The following is a 17,504-nucleotide window of genomic DNA, read 5'->3' as shown; positions in this document are numbered from 1 at the left end:
AGAGTGCTAGATAGGGGCAGAATCTTTTGAGAGGGAGCGGAAGGTGATGCCGTTGCGGGATTCGATGAGCCAGCAGATGGCACCAACAACAAAGGCGAGGCCGTAGTTCACTGTCCAGGCGAGCATGCCGAAGGCGAGGCCTTCGGTGGGGGTTGCTCCGGCAAGGACAACAAGTGCGGTCTGGGCGAATGACTGGTAGACGCCGAGCGCGCCGGGTGTTGGAGCAATGGTCACCCCTACAGAAATGATCACGAGCATGATCGCAGCATCCACCATGGTGATGGTGTGGGCTGATGGAAACGGTAGGGCTTGCGTGATGATCCACAACGGCAAGGCGTAGAGGACCCAGATGATCACGGTCTCAAGAACCAAGCGTGCGTAAAGCCGTGGTTGACCGATGATGCTCATCCCTTCACGAACGGTGGTGAGGATCTTCTCGAGCTTCTCGGCAAGACCGCTGAACATCGGACGAATGACGCGGTGCACAATGGCAATGCCGAGTGGTGTGAATACGATGAGTGAAAGCACAACGACCAAGAGTCCGATGGGTAGTGCCAAACGTGTGGCAACCATCGAGGGCGTGAAGCCAGGGAGGATCTCGGAGAACCGTCCGGGTGCAAGAACCATCACAAGGGCAATGGCCAGCAACAACGTCAACACATCAATGACACGCTCAACCAATACGCTGCTCATAGCCGTAGCCACAGGCATCCCCTCACGTCTGGCAAAGACCCATGGACGGATCAGTTCACCGGAACGTGGTACGATGGTGTTGGCAGCGTAGCCGATCATCACGGAGTTGAAGGCTGTTGACAAATGAGTGACATGGTTCGTTGGACGAAGAAGTGTGCGCCAACGAATTGCACGCATCAGATGCGAGCCGATCACCAGCGGAATGCATGACGCAGCAATGACAAGATCGGCGTGTTTGAGGATATCGAACATCGCGCTCAGATCAACGCCCCGCATCATGAACCAAACGGCAACGACCAAGATCGATGTTCCGATCAATACCCGAACGATCGATCGTCCGTTCATCGTGCAGCCTTCGTTGCGCGTTTACGTGCCGGCACCACTCCCACTTCTCGGAAGAACTCAGCAAGGGCAACGCCGGTATGAGAGGTTTCCTCGTTGGCCATGGAGCGTGGTGTGCCTGTGGCTACTACCCTGCCTCCGCGGACGCCGCCTTCGGGACCCATGTCGATGATCCAGTCGGCAGCAGCCATCACATGTACGTTATGCTCGATCACGAGCATGGTATGCCCCTTCTCAACGAGTCGATCAAATGCAGTGATAAGCGCAGAGACATCGTGCACATGCAGTCCAGTAGTTGGTTCATCGAAGATGAACAACATCTTCCCTTCGTTCTGCGTGTCGAGATGTGTGGCAAGTTTGATACGCTGTGCTTCTCCGCCGCTGAGGTGTGTAGACGGTTGACCGAGTCTGAGGTATCCAAGGCCAACATCTCGTAGGATGCTGAGTTTTGAGACGATACGTGGATACCCACTGAACAACTCAATGGCTTCTTCGACGGTCATGCCAAGGACATCGATGATCGACTTACCCTTGTAGAGGATGTGCTGGGCATCTCTTTTATACCGCGTACCATTACACGCCTCACATGGCAGTTCGATGTCGGGGAGGAACTGCATTTCGATCGTCACCGTGCCCGCCCCCTCACATACATCACACCGTCCGCCGGAGACATTGAAGGAGAAGTGTCCGGGCTTCCACCCCAGTTGTTTGGCTACCTGTGTTGCGGCAAAGACATCACGCACACTGTCGAAGATCTTTGTGTAGGTGGCCGGGGTTGACCGACTCGACCGACCGATCGGTGTTTGATCGATCATCTCCACACCAGTGATGTTCTCTAGACCTTCCATACGTTCGCAGTGGCCTACTTCACCGGAGTACCCACCAAGCATTCGTTGGATGCCGGCATATATAACATCGTGGACGAGTGAACTCTTGCCCGATCCGGAAACGCCTGTTACAACTGTGAACGTCCCCAAGGGTATCGAAACATCATCGCCCTGCAGGTTGTGATGAAGGGGCTTCTTGATCACCAGAGATGAACCGGTTCCCTTCCGATAGGCTGTTTTCACACTCACATGTTTACGACCGGTGAGGTAGTCTGCAGTGAGTGACGTGCCGCTTTCGATCATCTCTGATAACGGACCGCTGAAGTTGACGTGTCCGCCGTTCTCACCGGCAAGCGGACCGATATCGATCACATGGTCTGCTGTGCGGATCACATCAAGATCATGTTCAACGATCACCACAGAGTTTCCGAGTCCGCGCAGCTTCCGTAGAATGCTCAGCAGACGTTCCGTGTCGCGCGGGTGAAGTCCGATGCTTGGTTCGTCGAGAACATACAGAGTTCCAACAAGGGCTGAACCAAGAGATGTAGCGAGATTGATACGCTGTGATTCGCCCCCTGACAGAGTATGCGAGAGACGATCGAGTGAGAGGTAGTCGAGTCCGATCTCACATAGGAGATGAAGTCGACGGCGGATCTCGATAAGGATCTGTCCAACGATGGCATCTTCATGCGGAGTGAGGACTAGGGCATCGAAATGATCGCGGGCATCGCTCAACGTTAAGGAGACGATGTGCGGAATGTTCTTGCCGTGAACAAAGACCTGACGTGCAGCGGTGCGGAGTCGAGACCCCTGACACTTCTGACAGGTTGTATACCCACGGTACCTACTCAACATCACACGGTAATGTGTCTTGTAGGATTTCTCTTCCAACATTCTGAAGAATCCATCAACACCGATGTATTTGCCAAACCCCGTCATCACTGCCGCTACCTGTTCAGGTGTGAGCATGAAGAACGGTTTGTCCAACGGAATGTCTTCAAGGGGCGCCTCACTGATCAACGACTTCAGGTGGGCACCGAACGTCTCACCACGGAACGGATGAAGAGCTCCCCTGCGTAGGCTCAAACTCTTATCGGGGACCACGAGGTTCATGTCCACACCAACACTGCGGCCAAAGCCCTGACAGGTTGGGCAGGCGCCGAACGGACTATTGAACGAGAAGAGTCGAGGTTCCGGCTCGATGTATTGCGTCTTTGTGCGTGCACTTTCAAACAACGACGAGAAGAACAGATCTTCTCCGGTACCGATGTTTCGAACAACCACTCTTCCGCTCCCGGCATCAAAGGCCTGCTCTATGGAGTCGGTGAAACGAGTCGTGGTTTCATCATCTGTCCTGACCACTACGCGGTCAACCAAGACATAGACCGGCGTTCCGTCGGAAGGAAGATCCTCAAGATCTGCTACTTCAATGATCTCCGTTGAGTCACCGATCACAACACGTGTAAAGCCTTTTGCCGAGAGACCTTCTCGAACGATGCCAACGATGGCGTGTTCGGCGGACAGTTCGTACATGATGTAGAAGCGGGTGCCTTCCGGACATCTGAGGACCTCTTCCGTAACGGATTGGGCGCTGTCCTTCTTGACCACTTCTCCCGTGTCCTTGTCGATGACGATGCCTATCCGACCATAGAGCAGGCGCAGGTGATCATAGATCTCCGTTGTAGTCCCTACCGTTGATCGCGGGTTCTTGGCAAACGTTTGTTGTTCAATGGCCACTGCCGGTGGCAGACCACTGATACTGTCCACGTCGGGTTTGTTCATCCGGTCGAGGAACTGTCGGGCATAGGCACTGAGCGACTCCACAAACCGGCGTTGACCTTCCGCATAGAGCGTATCAAAGGCAAGGGACGACTTCCCGGAGCCGGAAAGCCCCGTGATCACCGTGAGGGCATTGCGGGGAATGTCCACGTCGATGTTCTTGAGATTGTTCACCCGAGCGCCTCGGATGGAGATCACGCGCTTGGGTTTCGGGGTGGATTTTGGGTCCACGAGGGATGATTCCGGGGACAGAGGGGGCTCCACAGGGTCTATCGGTGAGGTGAGCCACAAAAATAGGCCGAAAAGCCGACCCAAGGTATTGATGGCACGGTACTTGCTTTACATAGCAAAGATTCCGTATTTTTAAAGTCTGATAAAAAACGAACCTCATTTGGAGTTCCCTCATGGCTCGTCGCTGTGAATTGACAGGTGTCGGCGTCATGTACGGCAACAATGTGTCTCATGCTAACAACAAGACACGTCGCCGTTTCATGCCAAACATTCAAAAGAAGCGTATCTGGGTGCCTGAAGAAGGTCGCTGGGTAACGGTGAAGATCACGGCAAGTGCTCTCAAGACACTTGACAAGATCGGCTACACCGCTATGAAGAAGCGCGCTGCGAAGTAATCGAATGCCACGTTCTGTGGCATCTCAATAACGTTCCTTCGTAAAGAAGGCCGCTGTGCGGCCTTTTTTCGTTCTCTGTCTGCCATAAAACCACCCCGTGGTTCGTCTCCTACTTGGATGAACAGACTGGCCCTCAGAACCTACGCATGTTCCCCTGTTTTGGTCCTTGCCCTTTTGGTAAGCATGACCACAGTGGTTCCGTGTGTTTCACAGCAAGATGATGCTACCTCACGTATGCGCAAGGCACGTGAGTTCTTCATCAACGGTACAACCTTACAGATCCAAGGCAACCGTCACGCAGAAGCCATCCTTGAGTTTCAGCAGGCTCTACGGTATGACAGCTCGTCGGCAACGTTAGCGGCGATCTCCCGGAGCTATCTCGAACTTCGCAAGCTCGACATGGCAAGCGAATATGCCGAGGCCGCCATTGAGCGTGATTCCCTCTCCCGAGATACATGGGAACTCATTGCTGAGATCGAAGTACTGCGTGGTCAATACGATGCCGGAATAGCGGCTTATGAGCGGATCCTTGAACTCAATCCGAGTCGGCGACAGCTCTATACTCTTGGTCGACTCTACGAACCTCGAAACGCCGCCAAGGCCATCGAGGTCTTCGAACGCCTCTGTACAATGGAGCCGGACGAGACCGTTCTTCTGCGTCTTGCTGACCTGTACGAGCGACGTCGCGATGTGAAGGGTGTGCTACGATCTCTGGAACGAGCTCGCAAGCTCGACCCAATAGATCCGCAGATCGCTGCCCGTACATGCGAGATCTATGTGCACGAGGGAATGTTCCCGGAACTGCGTGTTTTGCTTGCTTCGTGGCGCGGACGTGATCTCGATCTTGATCGCAGTGCGCGGGTATGGGGTGTTACGCTCTCCAGTATTCTCGAAGACAGTCTCGTGATGGGAATGTACCGAGAGGACATCACAACCATCCTCGATGATGCCAAGGAGTCATTCCCACAAGTATGGCCCGTGATGGCCCTTGCCGGTACAGTCTCCATGCGTATCGAAGACACAACGCGAGCAGCGACGTTCTTCGACCTAACCGTTGCGAGTCCGGAATCACAACCGGAGTCCTACCTCGAGATCTCTCGCATCTATCTCATCTACGGATATCCGCTCGCTGCTGAACGATATCTCCTCCTCGGGAAGAAGAGATTCGCCACAGATGCAAGATTCCCCTTCCTGCTTGGTGGTGCGGCGATCGACCTCAACAAGGACGAGCTTGCTGTTGCGTACTACCGCGAGTCCGTCTTCATGGACTCATCGATCGTTGATGCATGGGTCCAGCTGGGTCTCTTGTATGATCAAAAGGGGCTTGTCGACAGCTCAGATGAGTGTTATGAACGAGCGCTAAAGATCGACCCTGAACATGCGCTTGCAAACAACAACTACGGATACTCTCTAGCCGGACGTGGCGTCAAACTCGATCGCGCACGTGCTATGTCGTGGAAGGCCGTTCAAGCCGAACCAACAAACGCTGCCTACCTCGACACCTATGCCTGGATCCTTCATCGTTCCGGCGATGATGAGCGGGCGCGGACCTTTATCGAACGTGCGATCAGTGTTGGCGGTAATGCAACACACTATGAGCACTATGGCGATATCCTCGAAGCACTTGACGATCTTAGCGGTGCCATACGCGCGTGGCAGAACTCTCTCCTGCGCGATCCGCAACGAACGTCAGTTCAAATGAAGATCGATAAATACCGATAACACTTCTGAGCAGAACACCATGGAAACCCCAACAAGTACCGATCCGAATGACTATGAGGTCCTTATCCGCAGACGCGGTGAGTCGGACTACGCTTCGTATTGTCCGCAGCTTGCACGTATGATAAAGGGGCAAGCACACGAAGAAGTTGAGGAAGCGATGAAGAAGATCGTTCTGGATCATATCGCTACTCTTCAACAGTCAACACCAACAAGCTGATATGAGCAGCGCCTACCTCACAGCTCTACGCTGGGAGTCGCGTTCGGTGATCGCCTACATCAGCTTCGGTATCATCTCTTTCTCAGTCGCGGCCTTGATCAGTCGCGACGCGATGTGGATCGTTACCGCCTTCCTTGTCATCCTTGGCACGGTCCTCGCATTCTGGCTTCGGCGCACCATTCGTGAAGACTACTTGCACATCGACGGCTACATGGTGATGCTCTATGCTCTTCCTCCCTTCTCGTTCTCGGTGATCTTTGCAGGGATGATCCAGACCTGGATGAACCGCGTCGGATTTGGAACTACTATGCGTGTGGCTGTTGTCTCTATTCTCGGTACGATCATTCCTTCGGCACTTTTCGGCTTCGAGCCGACAACGTCAGCTATCGTCTGTGTCGTGGCCGTTTCCACGTCCCTCCTTCGTGAGTTCCGTCCGTCAGGTGAATACATGGCACCGGTCGGACTCGCCATCTTCATCCGAAGCATCCTCCAATGGTGATCCCTGCGCTCAATATCTGGTGGGTGCGGATCGTTGCGATGATCGGCGTTGTGCTAGCCCCCTCCCTCGTTCTTGGGATGGTGGTCACTGGTGAAGACGCCGTCATCCAGATCCAGTCCATGGTCTACGGGCTGTGCGTGGTGGCGATGATCTCTTTTGAAGTACTCAGGCCTAATGGTCACGCTGTTGCATCCGGGATCATCCCTACCAAGATGAGTACGAAGCTTACGAGCCTTGGTATTCTCTGGGCACTGATCTCTATCGCTGTTATCGCCGTGGTTGCTGTTGTCCTTGGAGGAACCATCGTACCTGTTGCGACGATGTTGGAACCTTCGGCAATATCTACCGTGATTCTCTTTGCCATCGGCGAAGAAGTCCTCTTTCGTGGCACGATATTCCGCGCTGTTGAAGAACGATTCAGTCCAACAATGGCCGTCCTCGCCACAAGTCTCCCATTCGCACTTGTCCATCTGTCGAATCCAGGTTCATCTTGGATCAGTGCAGTGAATGTATTCCTCGCCGGTGTGGCGCTCGGAACATCTGTTGCCCTCACACGCTCTCTGTGGACGGCCATTGGATTCCACGTTGTTTGGAATCTCGGCATCGCGTTTCTGTTCGGTTTTGTGAGTGGTATGGATCTGCCCATTGATGCCTACGTGTTGAATACGAGTGGTATAGCCCCTTCCCTTCGTTGGTTGGTGGACGGATCATTCGGAGTGGAAGACGGGGCGCTGACCACCGTTCTACTGATCATTGCTACGATCGGTATGCAACGTCTCCGCATCTTTGACCCCTATGTGCAGGCTGCTCGCTATCAACAACAACTTTCACTCACACGGTAACGTCCGCGTGAACGTCGTTCGATGTATATGAAACGCCTCGTCACCCTCCTCGTTCTCCTGTACGCTTCAGCTACTGCTGCAAACGCCCAATGGGTCTTGATCAAGGCAGACGGAGATACGATTCTGCAGCGCGGTATCGACCACATCTACAACGTTGAGTTCGATCGTGCTCATGAGGATTTCAAGCAGGTCATCGCGATGTATCCCACACACCCGGCCGGCTATTTTCTTGATGCCATGGTGGAATGGTGGCGGATCAATCTTGATCGACGGAATTCATCTGCCGACCAAGCCTTCTTGAAGAAGATCGATAAGGTATTGTTTGTGTGTGATCAGATGCTCGACTCAACACCACATAACATCACGGCATTGTTCTTCAAGGGTGGAGCACTTGGTTTTAGGGGGCGATACCATGCCATGCGTGAGAATATGTTCAGTGCAGCAGACGATGGTCGTCTTGCCCTAGATATCCTGCAGGAGTGTCAAAAGGTAGCACCGGGCAATCACGACATCATGCTTGGAACGGGGCTCTATAACTACTACGCAGCTGCTCTTCCCGAGAAGTACCCGGCACTCTCCACCGTGATGGTCTTCTTGCCGCGCGGCGACAAGTCTCTTGGGCTGGCACAGTTGAAAGCTGCTGCTCGAAAGGCAAAGTACGCTGCCAATGAAGCGAAGGTGGTTCTCATCCAAGCCTATTTCGACTTTGAACGGAACCCACTTGCGGCGATGGAGTTTGCCTCTGATCTACACAAGCAGTATCCCATGAATCCGGCGTTCCAACGTGCATACGGACGTTGTCTGGTATCCCTAGGTCCGTTGGATTCCATGGAAACCTGTTGGCGTAACGTCCTCGTACGATACATGGACAAGAAAACCGGGTATGACAAACTCGCGGCACGGGAGGCACTTTATTACATCGGCGTTGCTCGAATGATGAACAGGGATCATGAAATGGCTCTGAAGTACCTGTACAAGTGTGATGAAGCATGTCGGGTTCTCGATGAAGACCCATCCGGATACATGGTGAAGGCGAACTTGAAGGTCGGGCAGATCTATGATCTGCAAGGGAAACGCGACCTCGCCATCAAGCAGTATAAGAAGGTACTGGACTGGGATGACGTGGGCGGATCTCAGGCCGAAGCGCAGAGATATCTGCAGTCCGCCTATAAATAGGCGTGGTGGAGAGCCCCTTCCGTATTTTTGAGCTCTCCGCAATTGAGACGCCTTTCCATGAAACCCGATATCACTCCGTGGTCCGAGCTAGCAGCAAAAGAGCTCAAGGGCCGCTCGGCTGACTCCCTCACTATCCGATCAGCTGAAGGTATTCCGATCAAGCCGTTGTACACATCGGCTGACCTGGAGTCGCTGGCCCATGTGAACACCCTGCCCGGTCTGTTCCCTTTCATGCGCGGTCCGTATGCAACGATGTACACGAACCGTCCGTGGACCATTCGCCAGTATGCAGGGTTCTCTACAGCTGAGGAATCGAACGCGTTCTATCGTAAGGCGTTGGCATCAGGTCAGAAGGGACTCTCCGTTGCATTCGATCTTGCAACCCATCGCGGATATGACAGTGACCATCCACGAGTGGTGGGCGATGTTGGAAAGGCCGGCGTAGCCATCGATTCCGTTGAGGATATGAAGATCCTCTTCGATAAGATCCCGCTCGATACGATGAGCGTATCGATGACGATGAATGGTGCTGTGATCCCGATCCTCGCGATGTTCATCGTTGCGGCTGAAGAACAAGGTGTGCCCAAGGAGAAACTCAGCGGAACGATCCAGAACGACATCCTCAAAGAGTTCATGGTTCGCAACACCTACATCTATCCGCCCGAGCCATCAATGCGGATCGTTGCGGACATCATCGAATACACCAGCAATGAGATGCCGCGCTTCAACTCGATCTCCATCAGCGGCTATCACATGCACGAGGCCGGTGCAACGGCCGTTCAGGAACTGGCCTATACGATCGCCGACGGATTGGAATATGTGCGTACTGCCATCAACCGCGGAATGCCGGTGGATGCCTTTGCACCTCGACTGTCCTTCTTCTTTGCCATTGGCATGAACTTCTTCATGGAGATCGCCAAACTCCGCGCCGCTCGCGTTCTATGGGCAACGGCAATGCAGCAGTTCGCACCGGCGAAGAAGGATTCCCTATTGCTTCGAACACATTGCCAAACGTCGGGCTGGTCTCTTGCAGCGCAAGACCCCTTCAACAATGTTGTTCGAACCACCATCGAAGGTCTTGCGGCAGTGCTTGGCGGTACGCAGTCTCTGCACACCAACTCGTACGACGAAGCACTCGGACTCCCTACGGAACGTTCAGCTCGTGTTGCCCGCAATACGCAGCTCATCATTGCAGAGGAGAGTCACGTTACAGAGGTGGCCGACCCCCTCGGAGGCTCGTATTATGTTGAAGCCCTGACCGATGCCCTCGTTCGTGATGCATCGGCGATCATCGCCGAGGTAGAGTCCTACGGTGGGATGACAAAGGCGATCAATGCCGGGATCCCGAAGATGCGGATCGAAGAGTCGGCGGCCAGACGTCAAGCCCTCATCGATCAAGGCAAGGAAGTGATCGTTGGGGTCAACAAGTATCAACTTGAACATGAGTCCGATATCGATGTCCTCGACATCGACAACACAAGCGTTCGTGAATCACAAGTAACACGGCTTGCCTCGATCCGAGCATCACGAAACGAAGACGATGTAACACGCACGCTCCTTGCGCTCACGAACGCAGCACGCAGCGGTGAAGGAAACCTCCTTGAGAAGGCGATTGATGCTGCACGCTGCAGAGCAACATTAGGTGAGATCTCCGATGCAATGGCTCAGGTATTCACACGATTCGAGGCACATACCGTGGCGATCGAAGGTGTCTATGGTGCGCAATACGCACACGATCCGGAGTACGCAGCATTGCGTGCCAACGTGGATGAGTTTGAAAAGGAATTCGGCAGACGGCCTCGCATCCTCGTGGCTAAACTAGGACAGGACGGACACGACCGCGGAGCCAAGGTCATCGCAACGTCCTTTGCGGACATCGGATTTGATGTAGACATCGGTCCCCTGTTCTCCACTCCGGAAGAAGCGGCTCGTCAGGCCGCCGATAATGACGTGCATGTGGTTGGCGTGTCGAGTCAGGCAGCCGGACACAAAACCCTTATCCCGCAACTCATCAGTGCCCTCAAGGCAGAAGGCGCAGGAGACATCCTTGTTGTGGCCGGCGGTGTGATCCCGCCAAAGGACCATGATATGCTACGCTCAGCAGGCGTTACCTCGATCTTCGGCCCCGGTACGAACATTCTTGTGGCAGCAAAGGAAGTGGTTGAGGCCATTCGTACACACCTGAGATCATTGAAGTGATCGTTGCCGGTATCGATATCGGTACCAACACGGCGTTGATGGTGATCGGACAGGTCAACTCCGACGGTTCCTACGATGTACTCGAGGATGTGTATGACGTTCCTCGCCTTGGTGAAGGACTTGATGCATCAGGGGTTATTGCCGATGCGTCATTGTTGCGTGCGGAACAGGCCATGATTCGTTTTCGCAACCATCTTTCGAATCATCCACACGTCAAGGTCTATTCCGTTGCAACAAGTGCGATGAGAGAAGCCGACAACGGCAGCATCGTACGCTCGAGACTAGAGCTGGCATTGGGTTATCCCATCCACATCATCGAAGGTGATGAAGAAGCTCGTCTTACATTTCTTGGGGCCGTTGGAACACGTCCCGAACACACACTCATGATCGACATTGGCGGAGGATCCACGGAGTATGCTGTTGGCATCGGCGGCACGATCACCGATGCAGCATCCACATCTATCGGTGCTGTACGCCTCACAGAACGATTTGCGGTGTCTCGCCCCCTATCTCCTACTGCCGTTTCACAGGCTCGCGAGTACATTCGTCAACTGATAGTCCCCCTTGCTCAGCGGTACGGGAGGATCGATCATGTTGTTGGTGTGGCAGGAACCCCAACAGCCCTTGCAATGATCGATAAGGGGCTCCCCACGTTCGACCCTGCCTTGGTTGATGGTCATACGATGACCACTGCGCGGATCGGAGAGTTATCGGAGTGGCTCTGTGGATTGTCGATCGATGAACTGCGTGCGATTCCGGGTCTTCATGAACGCCGCGCCGATATCGTTCCGATCGGCTCTGTGATCTTGCACACATCGCTGCAGGTTTTTGGATGTGATGCCGTGGAAGCAACGATTCGAGGCCTGAGATTTGGTGCTATGTTGCACTCTTGGAGCCTTATATGAGAACTCAAACGATCATACGGATTGCCATATCGGCGCTCATGTTGTTTGCCGTTGGAGTCAATGGTAGCGGGCAGAGTCAAAACGGCTTGTCGTTGACCTATGACCTTAAGGTTGGAGACAAACATGTCTTTAAACTCACAACGGACCAGCATGTTGTGGGAAATCGGGCAATACGGGTCCAGTCCATTCTGACAATTGAAGTGATCGATGATGACCATCTCGGTAATTATCAATGTCGCGTTACCGTCAGGTCCGATTCCAGCAAAGAACGCACGGATACCGTGGTTTACCGTCCTCATGGCGGGTTCCTGTTTGCAGGCTATCGGTTGTATAGCGAAACGGGAGGATATGACGCAGTGATCGATGCTTTGGGCAAGGTGATTCTCGGACAATCGGTTGCTCCTAAAGACTATGAACAAAGTACGATGACGGCGTTCACCGGCACCACCGATGTTGATGCAACGGAGCGACTGACAATTCCTTATTCCGTTGTGTTGAGCATTCCCAAGGCACCAGAAAACACTCTGATGGACATCGGAAAAGAATACCTCGATACAGTCTATCTCCTAAGCTCGATCCAGCCGATCTCACAATCCTACGGTTCAACCTATTCCAAAGGGGCTCCGAAGAGAAATTTCGACACGATCGCGCGAAGTACGGTTTTGGACTCTGTGGTGATCATCAATGGGCGCAAGATCGGCTTCCTTACCTCACTCTCGATCAAGAAGACATTCACTGGCCAACGCTATACTATAATCGCAAGAAGCGAACGCGACCTCTCTACCGGACTCGTACGATTTATAGATGAAAAGAGCTACTACGTTTCAAGAGGGAGTCCTCGTTTAGAGTATGTGACTACGTGCTACCGCATATCAGGTGACCCTTTTGATCCGATCTCGCCACGACGTCAAAGTACACTTGATGATAAGTGATGGGGGGCAATTACGTACGTAGATTACGTAAGTGGACCCACGTCAAGTCGTTGATAATTGTAACGGTTACGGGTTATCGCGTATATAGTGACATCGATCAGGGGTCTAATTTTGTGCCCTGATTCAATTGTGGTCAGAATGCGCGACCGATCCCTGAGGGGGGTGACGTCAAGAGGGGTTGCCATGAAAAAGTATATTGAACAGTATCGTTCGTTCTGTCTGATCGCAGTAGTGGCGTTGGTTTGTTTCGCGAATACCGCGTCGGCCTTTTCCACATCTCCCGACTCGCTGGTCACCCTAAAGTATCAGTTGGATGTTGGCAGAACCTACACATGGCGACTCGTAGCCGACCAGTTCATCGTAAATGGCCGAGCCCTCCGCCTCAGTGCTATGTTCCATATGGATGCCATTGACTCAGACATTCAGGGCAATACACAGGTTCGAATTCGCGTCAGGTCAAGCGACGGTGATCCAAGAACGAACGAAATCATCGATAGCGTTAAGGCTGGCATGTTCCCTGTTGGTTCGCGCCGAACAAACAAGGCCGGTGTGTATGATGCGATGGTCGATCAGCTCGGAAAGATCATCGCCGGGCAGTACACGATCGATGAGAATACGCCACCACCAGTGATGTCTGGCATTGGCGCAACGAATCAGTTCGATTCAGAACGCAGTATCGACATCCCGGCAATGATGAACATGATGATGCCGACAATGACAGACGGTCAAGATGTCAAGATCGGCACGATGCGGCTCGACACACTATACATCCCGTCAATGAACCAGAAGATCTCCGGTTCTCGCGGCAGCATGATGGCAGACGGGAGCAAGGGTCAGACGGCCATGGATACGCTGTATCGGACCATCGCGTTGGATTCTGTGCTCGTGAAGCCATCCGGACAACGCATCTGCAACATGACGGTGTTCGTCGCCCGTCACAATGCCAACGGCACACACTCCATTACCGAAACGTCAGTGCAACGCGACAAACACACGGGCCTGCTAGAGTTGGTGATCGAACGGGGCTTCAATCTCAAGGACAACGGAGATCGCGTGCCTGCCTACGTAGCTGTTGCCGTGATCGAAACGGATCTTACGCGCCTCACAGATAACGAAGGGAATGAGGTACTCACTCCCCCGTCGATGACTCCGGGCTCATTCCGTTAAAGACGTTCACAGCGATCTCAATGCTTGATCGCAACAGCATCCGTTAGTAGGTCTTCCTGTTGCTGACCGTGTACACCATGTGATCCCGTGGCTGGACTTGCGGCCGCTGATCGTCCAGCGTACCGAAGCTTTTGTCCAGGCTGAAGCAGATCCAACAGATATGGCTGCACAAAGGTCCAAGAGCCCATGTTCTTGGGTTCTTCCTGACACCAAACGATCTCTGCGGCATTCGCATAACGAGCCAAAACGGACTTCATCATTTCGCTATGGAATGGATGGATCTGTTCGAGTCGCACCAACGCAACGGTGTGCACACCTAGGTCAGAACGCTTCTTGAGAAGTTCATTATAGACATTGCCGGTGGAGATCACCACACGTTGGACCGAAAGCGGATCAGCGATCGTTGTGTCATCGATGATCTCTTGATACGATCCATGCGTCAGTTCATCCACGGTCGATTGGAATATCCGCAGATATCCCTTCGGCGTCATGATAACAAGGGGCTTGCGCCAGTCTGCCTTTACCTGTCTGCGAAGGGCATGGAAGTAATTGGCCGGTGACGTGAAGTTGCAGACGATCATGTTGTCCTGAGCGCAGAGCTGTAGGAACCGCTCAAGCCTTGCGCTGGAGTGCTCCGGTCCCTGACCATCGTAGCCGTGCGGCAAAAGCATGGTCACGTTGCTTCGTTGACCCCATTTTTCTTCGGCACTCGAAATGAATTGATCGAAGACGATCTGAGCACCATTGGCAAAATCGCCGAACTGTGCTTCCCAAATGGTGAGTCCACTCTTTGCGATCGTGCTGTACCCATACTCATATCCAAGCACAGCGTACTCAGACAGCGGAGAGTCATAGATGTGCAGCTGTTGCGGCGCATCGATCTCATTGAGAGGGATGTGACGAGAGTCGTTGGTGATATCGCGGTGTACGGCCTGACGGTGGTTGAATGTACCGCGACCACTGTCCTGTCCGGTGATCCGTACCAGATGATCTTCACGAAGCAACGAACCGAACGCCAAGGCTTCAGCCATCCCCCACTGCACGGTGCCGGCATCGAAGGAATGTTTCCGCTTTTCCGCTTCTGCCTTCACCTTTGCATGGATGGCAAACGTGGATGGAACTGAGGTAACAGCCGCAGCGATGTGTTGCAGTTCCTCGAGCGGGACGGCCGTTTGAACTGGCGTAAAGAGATCGAATTCGATGTGCGGTGCATGTGGCGTTGTAGCCGTTGCACGATCGTCATATGCCTTCACAAGAACTGCGTGTTCTTCGTTAACGATCGTTTTCAAAACCTCGGCCGTGGCCACACCTTCGGCCAACAGTCGTTGTTCGTACACGCCACGCACGGGAACCATGTTGCGGATCTTCTTGTACAGCAATGGCTGCGTGGCCGTTGGGTCATCCTGTTCGTTGTGACCGTACTTACGGTAGCAATACATGTCCAGCACAACGTCATCTCCGAACCGCTCACGATACGCAAAGGCAAACTGCGCGGCTGCTCTGCACGCTTCCGGATCGTTCCCATCTACATGCAGGATTGGTACTTGCAACATCTTCGCAATGCCGGTAGCATAATGCGTAGAGCGCGAATCCTCCGGCGATGTTGTGAAGCCGATCTGGTTGTTGATGATGATGTGGATGGTTCCGCCCGTTGCATAGCCCTTGAGTCTGGCCATGTTCAACGTCTCCGGAACCACACCCTGACCGGCAAATGCCGCGTCACCATGAATGAGGATCGGAAGTACTCTGCTGTACGTTTCGTCGTTGATCTGATCATCCAAGGCGCGCGCGATACCTGCCACCACAGGGTTCACAGCCTCGAGGTGACTCGGGTTGGGAGCAAGGACCATATGGATCCCCTTGCCGTCCTGCGAAAGGTACGTTCCCTTTGCACCAAGGTGATACTTCACATCTCCAGACCCTTGATAGGAATTCGGATCGATCTTTCCTTCGAACTCATTGAAGATCTTCTCAAGGGGCTTGCCCATCATGTTGGCAAGGACGTTGAGTCGACCGCGGTGAGCCATGCCTAACACAGCACCCGACAGTTCCTTTGATGCTGCATTCTGCAAGATTTGGTCAAGAATGATCAGGGCACTTTCGCCCCCTTCAAGAGAGAATCGTTTAGCTCCAAGGAACTTCGTGTGAAGGAAGTTCTCAAGATTCTCAGCGCGAGCGAGTTTCCTAAAGGTCTCGATGCGCTCCTCTGGCGAAAGTGCAAGCTTAAGATGGGTCTTCTCTACGTTGTCACGGATCCACTGCTTCTGCGTTGGATCTTGAATGTGCATGTATTCGATGCCAACGTGATCACAATAGGTATCACGCAGCATATCGATGATGTCGCGCAACGTTGCGCGCTTCACGCCGCCTAAGCCGCCGGTATCAAACTCACGATCGAGATCCCAGATCGTGAAGTTGTAGTGCGACGGGTCGAGTTCCGGATAATAGTAGGCTTCCAACCCAAGCGGATTGATATCGGCCAATAGATGTCCGCGCACACGATAGGCGTGGATCATCTGAACGACGCGACCTTCCTTATCGATGATCTCCGGCTGATCCTGCGGGAGGAATGGATTTGCCCCCTTCTCAACGGTCCAGCGCATGGGCTCGAATGGAATTCCCAGTGCTGCGAAGATCTGTTCGTAGAACCGATGTTCGCCTAAGAGGAGCTGGTGCATGAACTGGAGGAACTCACCCGACTCTGCACCTTGGATCACACGGTGATCATAGGTTGACGTGAGCGTAACAACCTTGGAGATCGCAAGCGTTGAGAGCACGTCGGGCATCATTGCCTGAAACTCTGCCGGATACTCGATCGCACCTGCAGCAACGATCGTCCCCTGTCCATCCATAAGTCGCGGTACAGACATCACCGTACCGATACCACCAGGGTTCGTCAACGTGATGTTCGCGCCTGTAAGATCTTCGGGTGTGAGCTTATTCGTCCGAGCACGCTTGATGATATCGTCATAGGCACGAGCGAACTCATCAAAGGTCAACCGCTCGGCATGTTTGATGCTCGGAACAAGTAGGATACGACTGCCATCCTTGCGCGTAGTATCCACGGCGAGTCCGAGATTGATACCGCCGCGCTCCACACGCACTGGGATCCCATCATGGACACCGTACGAGTTCTTCATGTTCGGACACTTTTCCGTGGCCTTGACGATGGCCCAGGCAAGGATGTGTGTGAACGACAACTTCGGACGGTGCTTCTTTGCGAGGACTGTATTGGCAATGCGACGATTCTCTTCAAGTGCCTTGACCGGTGCATTCCGCGCACTCGTGGCCGTTGGCACACGCAATGACGCTTCCATGTTCTCGGCGATCTTTCCGCCGATCGATGACAGAGGAACGAGCGTATCGTCAGCAGCTAGTGCCGGCAACCGTGTTGAACTCGAAGTCTCAACCTTCTGCGGCTGAGATGGTTGGGCCACGACAGCTTGTGCAGATTGTGGCTTTTCGGGCGTATAGGATTGGAAGAACGTTCGCCATTCCTGAGTGAATGACTCAGGATCGCGAAGGAACTCGAAATACATTTCATCTACGTAGGCACTGTTCATCGACATCATGGTCGA

The 17,504-nt window shown here is 53.5% G+C and carries 13 protein-coding genes; 10 read left to right on the top strand and 3 right to left on the bottom strand.

Annotated features, from left to right (window positions below; translation table 11 throughout):
• Positions 1-6: 6 nt before the first annotated feature.
• Positions 7-1,038, bottom strand: a complete 1,032-nt coding sequence (locus IPI29_07170) for a flippase-like domain-containing protein (GenBank protein ID MBK7412317.1) — start codon at positions 1,036-1,038, stop codon at positions 7-9.
• Positions 1,035-3,872: an excinuclease ABC subunit UvrA gene (gene uvrA, locus IPI29_07165; protein ID MBK7412316.1), complete on the bottom strand. Its 2,838-nt coding sequence runs from the start codon at positions 3,870-3,872 to the stop codon at positions 1,035-1,037. The genes IPI29_07170 and uvrA overlap by 4 nt, the downstream gene beginning before the upstream one ends.
• Before the next feature lie 173 nt (positions 3,873-4,045).
• Here uvrA and rpmB point away from each other — a divergent pair, with 173 nt between their 5' ends.
• From rpmB to IPI29_07115, 10 genes are all read left to right on the top strand, one after another.
• Complete coding sequence (gene rpmB, locus IPI29_07160; protein ID MBK7412315.1) at positions 4,046-4,267, top strand: 50S ribosomal protein L28; 222 nt, start codon at positions 4,046-4,048, stop codon at positions 4,265-4,267.
• Between the two features lie 183 nt (positions 4,268-4,450).
• Positions 4,451-5,989, top strand: coding sequence for a tetratricopeptide repeat protein (locus tag IPI29_07155; protein ID MBK7412314.1), 1,539 nt, complete (start codon positions 4,451-4,453; stop codon positions 5,987-5,989).
• 19 nt (positions 5,990-6,008) lie between these two features.
• Positions 6,009-6,206, top strand: a complete 198-nt coding sequence (locus IPI29_07150) for a hypothetical protein (GenBank protein ID MBK7412313.1) — start codon at positions 6,009-6,011, stop codon at positions 6,204-6,206.
• A gap of 1 nt (position 6,207) precedes the next feature.
• Positions 6,208-6,705 carry a hypothetical protein gene (locus IPI29_07145; protein MBK7412312.1) on the top strand — a complete coding sequence of 166 codons (498 nt, stop codon included), beginning with the start codon at positions 6,208-6,210 and terminating at the stop codon, positions 6,703-6,705.
• Positions 6,699-7,547 (top strand): CPBP family intramembrane metalloprotease, encoded by an 849-nt coding sequence (locus tag IPI29_07140; protein MBK7412311.1) that lies wholly within the window; start codon positions 6,699-6,701, stop codon positions 7,545-7,547. Before IPI29_07145 ends, IPI29_07140 begins: the two co-directional genes overlap by 7 nt.
• Positions 7,548-7,574: 27 nt before the next feature.
• Complete coding sequence (locus IPI29_07135; protein MBK7412310.1) at positions 7,575-8,723, top strand: tetratricopeptide repeat protein; 1,149 nt, start codon at positions 7,575-7,577, stop codon at positions 8,721-8,723.
• A gap of 57 nt (positions 8,724-8,780) precedes the next feature.
• Complete coding sequence (gene scpA / locus IPI29_07130) at positions 8,781-10,922, top strand: methylmalonyl-CoA mutase (GenBank protein MBK7412309.1); 2,142 nt, start codon at positions 8,781-8,783, stop codon at positions 10,920-10,922.
• A complete protein-coding gene (locus IPI29_07125; GenBank protein MBK7412308.1) occupies positions 10,919-11,827 on the top strand; it encodes a hypothetical protein in 909 nt (302 codons plus the stop codon). The genes scpA and IPI29_07125 overlap by 4 nt, the downstream gene beginning before the upstream one ends.
• Positions 11,824-12,759 carry a hypothetical protein gene (locus tag IPI29_07120; GenBank protein MBK7412307.1) on the top strand — a complete coding sequence of 312 codons (936 nt, stop codon included), beginning with the start codon at positions 11,824-11,826 and terminating at the stop codon, positions 12,757-12,759. Before IPI29_07125 ends, IPI29_07120 begins: the two co-directional genes overlap by 4 nt.
• Positions 12,760-12,942: 183 nt before the next feature.
• Positions 12,943-13,926: a hypothetical protein gene (locus tag IPI29_07115; protein ID MBK7412306.1), complete on the top strand. Its 984-nt coding sequence runs from the start codon at positions 12,943-12,945 to the stop codon at positions 13,924-13,926.
• A 17-nt stretch (positions 13,927-13,943) separates the two neighbouring features.
• On the opposite strand, the gene IPI29_07110 is transcribed toward IPI29_07115, so the two are convergent.
• Complete coding sequence (locus tag IPI29_07110; protein MBK7412305.1) at positions 13,944-17,498, bottom strand: multifunctional oxoglutarate decarboxylase/oxoglutarate dehydrogenase thiamine pyrophosphate-binding subunit/dihydrolipoyllysine-residue succinyltransferase subunit; 3,555 nt, start codon at positions 17,496-17,498, stop codon at positions 13,944-13,946.
• Between the last annotated feature and the right edge of the window lie 6 nt (positions 17,499-17,504).

The sequence above is a fragment of the Ignavibacteria bacterium genome, assembly GCA_016707005.1.
Taxonomy (GTDB): domain Bacteria; phylum Bacteroidota; class Ignavibacteria; order Kapaibacteriales; family Kapaibacteriaceae; genus UBA10438.
Note: the sequence above shows the minus strand (reverse complement) of the source record. Positions and strands in the feature narration are given on the sequence as shown.

Coding starts and splice junctions, on each gene's coding strand:
- IPI29_07170 (MBK7412317.1), bottom strand. CDS start 1,038: ATGAACGGACGATCGATCGTTCGGGTATTGATCGGAACATCGATCTTG.
- rpmB (MBK7412315.1), top strand. CDS start 4,046: ATGGCTCGTCGCTGTGAATTGACAGGTGTCGGCGTCATGTACGGCAAC.
- IPI29_07155 (MBK7412314.1), top strand. CDS start 4,451: ATGACCACAGTGGTTCCGTGTGTTTCACAGCAAGATGATGCTACCTCA.
- IPI29_07150 (MBK7412313.1), top strand. CDS start 6,009: ATGGAAACCCCAACAAGTACCGATCCGAATGACTATGAGGTCCTTATC.
- IPI29_07145 (MBK7412312.1), top strand. CDS start 6,208: ATGAGCAGCGCCTACCTCACAGCTCTACGCTGGGAGTCGCGTTCGGTG.
- IPI29_07140 (MBK7412311.1), top strand. CDS start 6,699: ATGGTGATCCCTGCGCTCAATATCTGGTGGGTGCGGATCGTTGCGATG.
- IPI29_07135 (MBK7412310.1), top strand. CDS start 7,575: ATGAAACGCCTCGTCACCCTCCTCGTTCTCCTGTACGCTTCAGCTACT.
- scpA (MBK7412309.1), top strand. CDS start 8,781: ATGAAACCCGATATCACTCCGTGGTCCGAGCTAGCAGCAAAAGAGCTC.
- IPI29_07120 (MBK7412307.1), top strand. CDS start 11,824: ATGAGAACTCAAACGATCATACGGATTGCCATATCGGCGCTCATGTTG.
- IPI29_07115 (MBK7412306.1), top strand. CDS start 12,943: ATGAAAAAGTATATTGAACAGTATCGTTCGTTCTGTCTGATCGCAGTA.
- IPI29_07110 (MBK7412305.1), bottom strand. CDS start 17,498: ATGATGTCGATGAACAGTGCCTACGTAGATGAAATGTATTTCGAGTTC.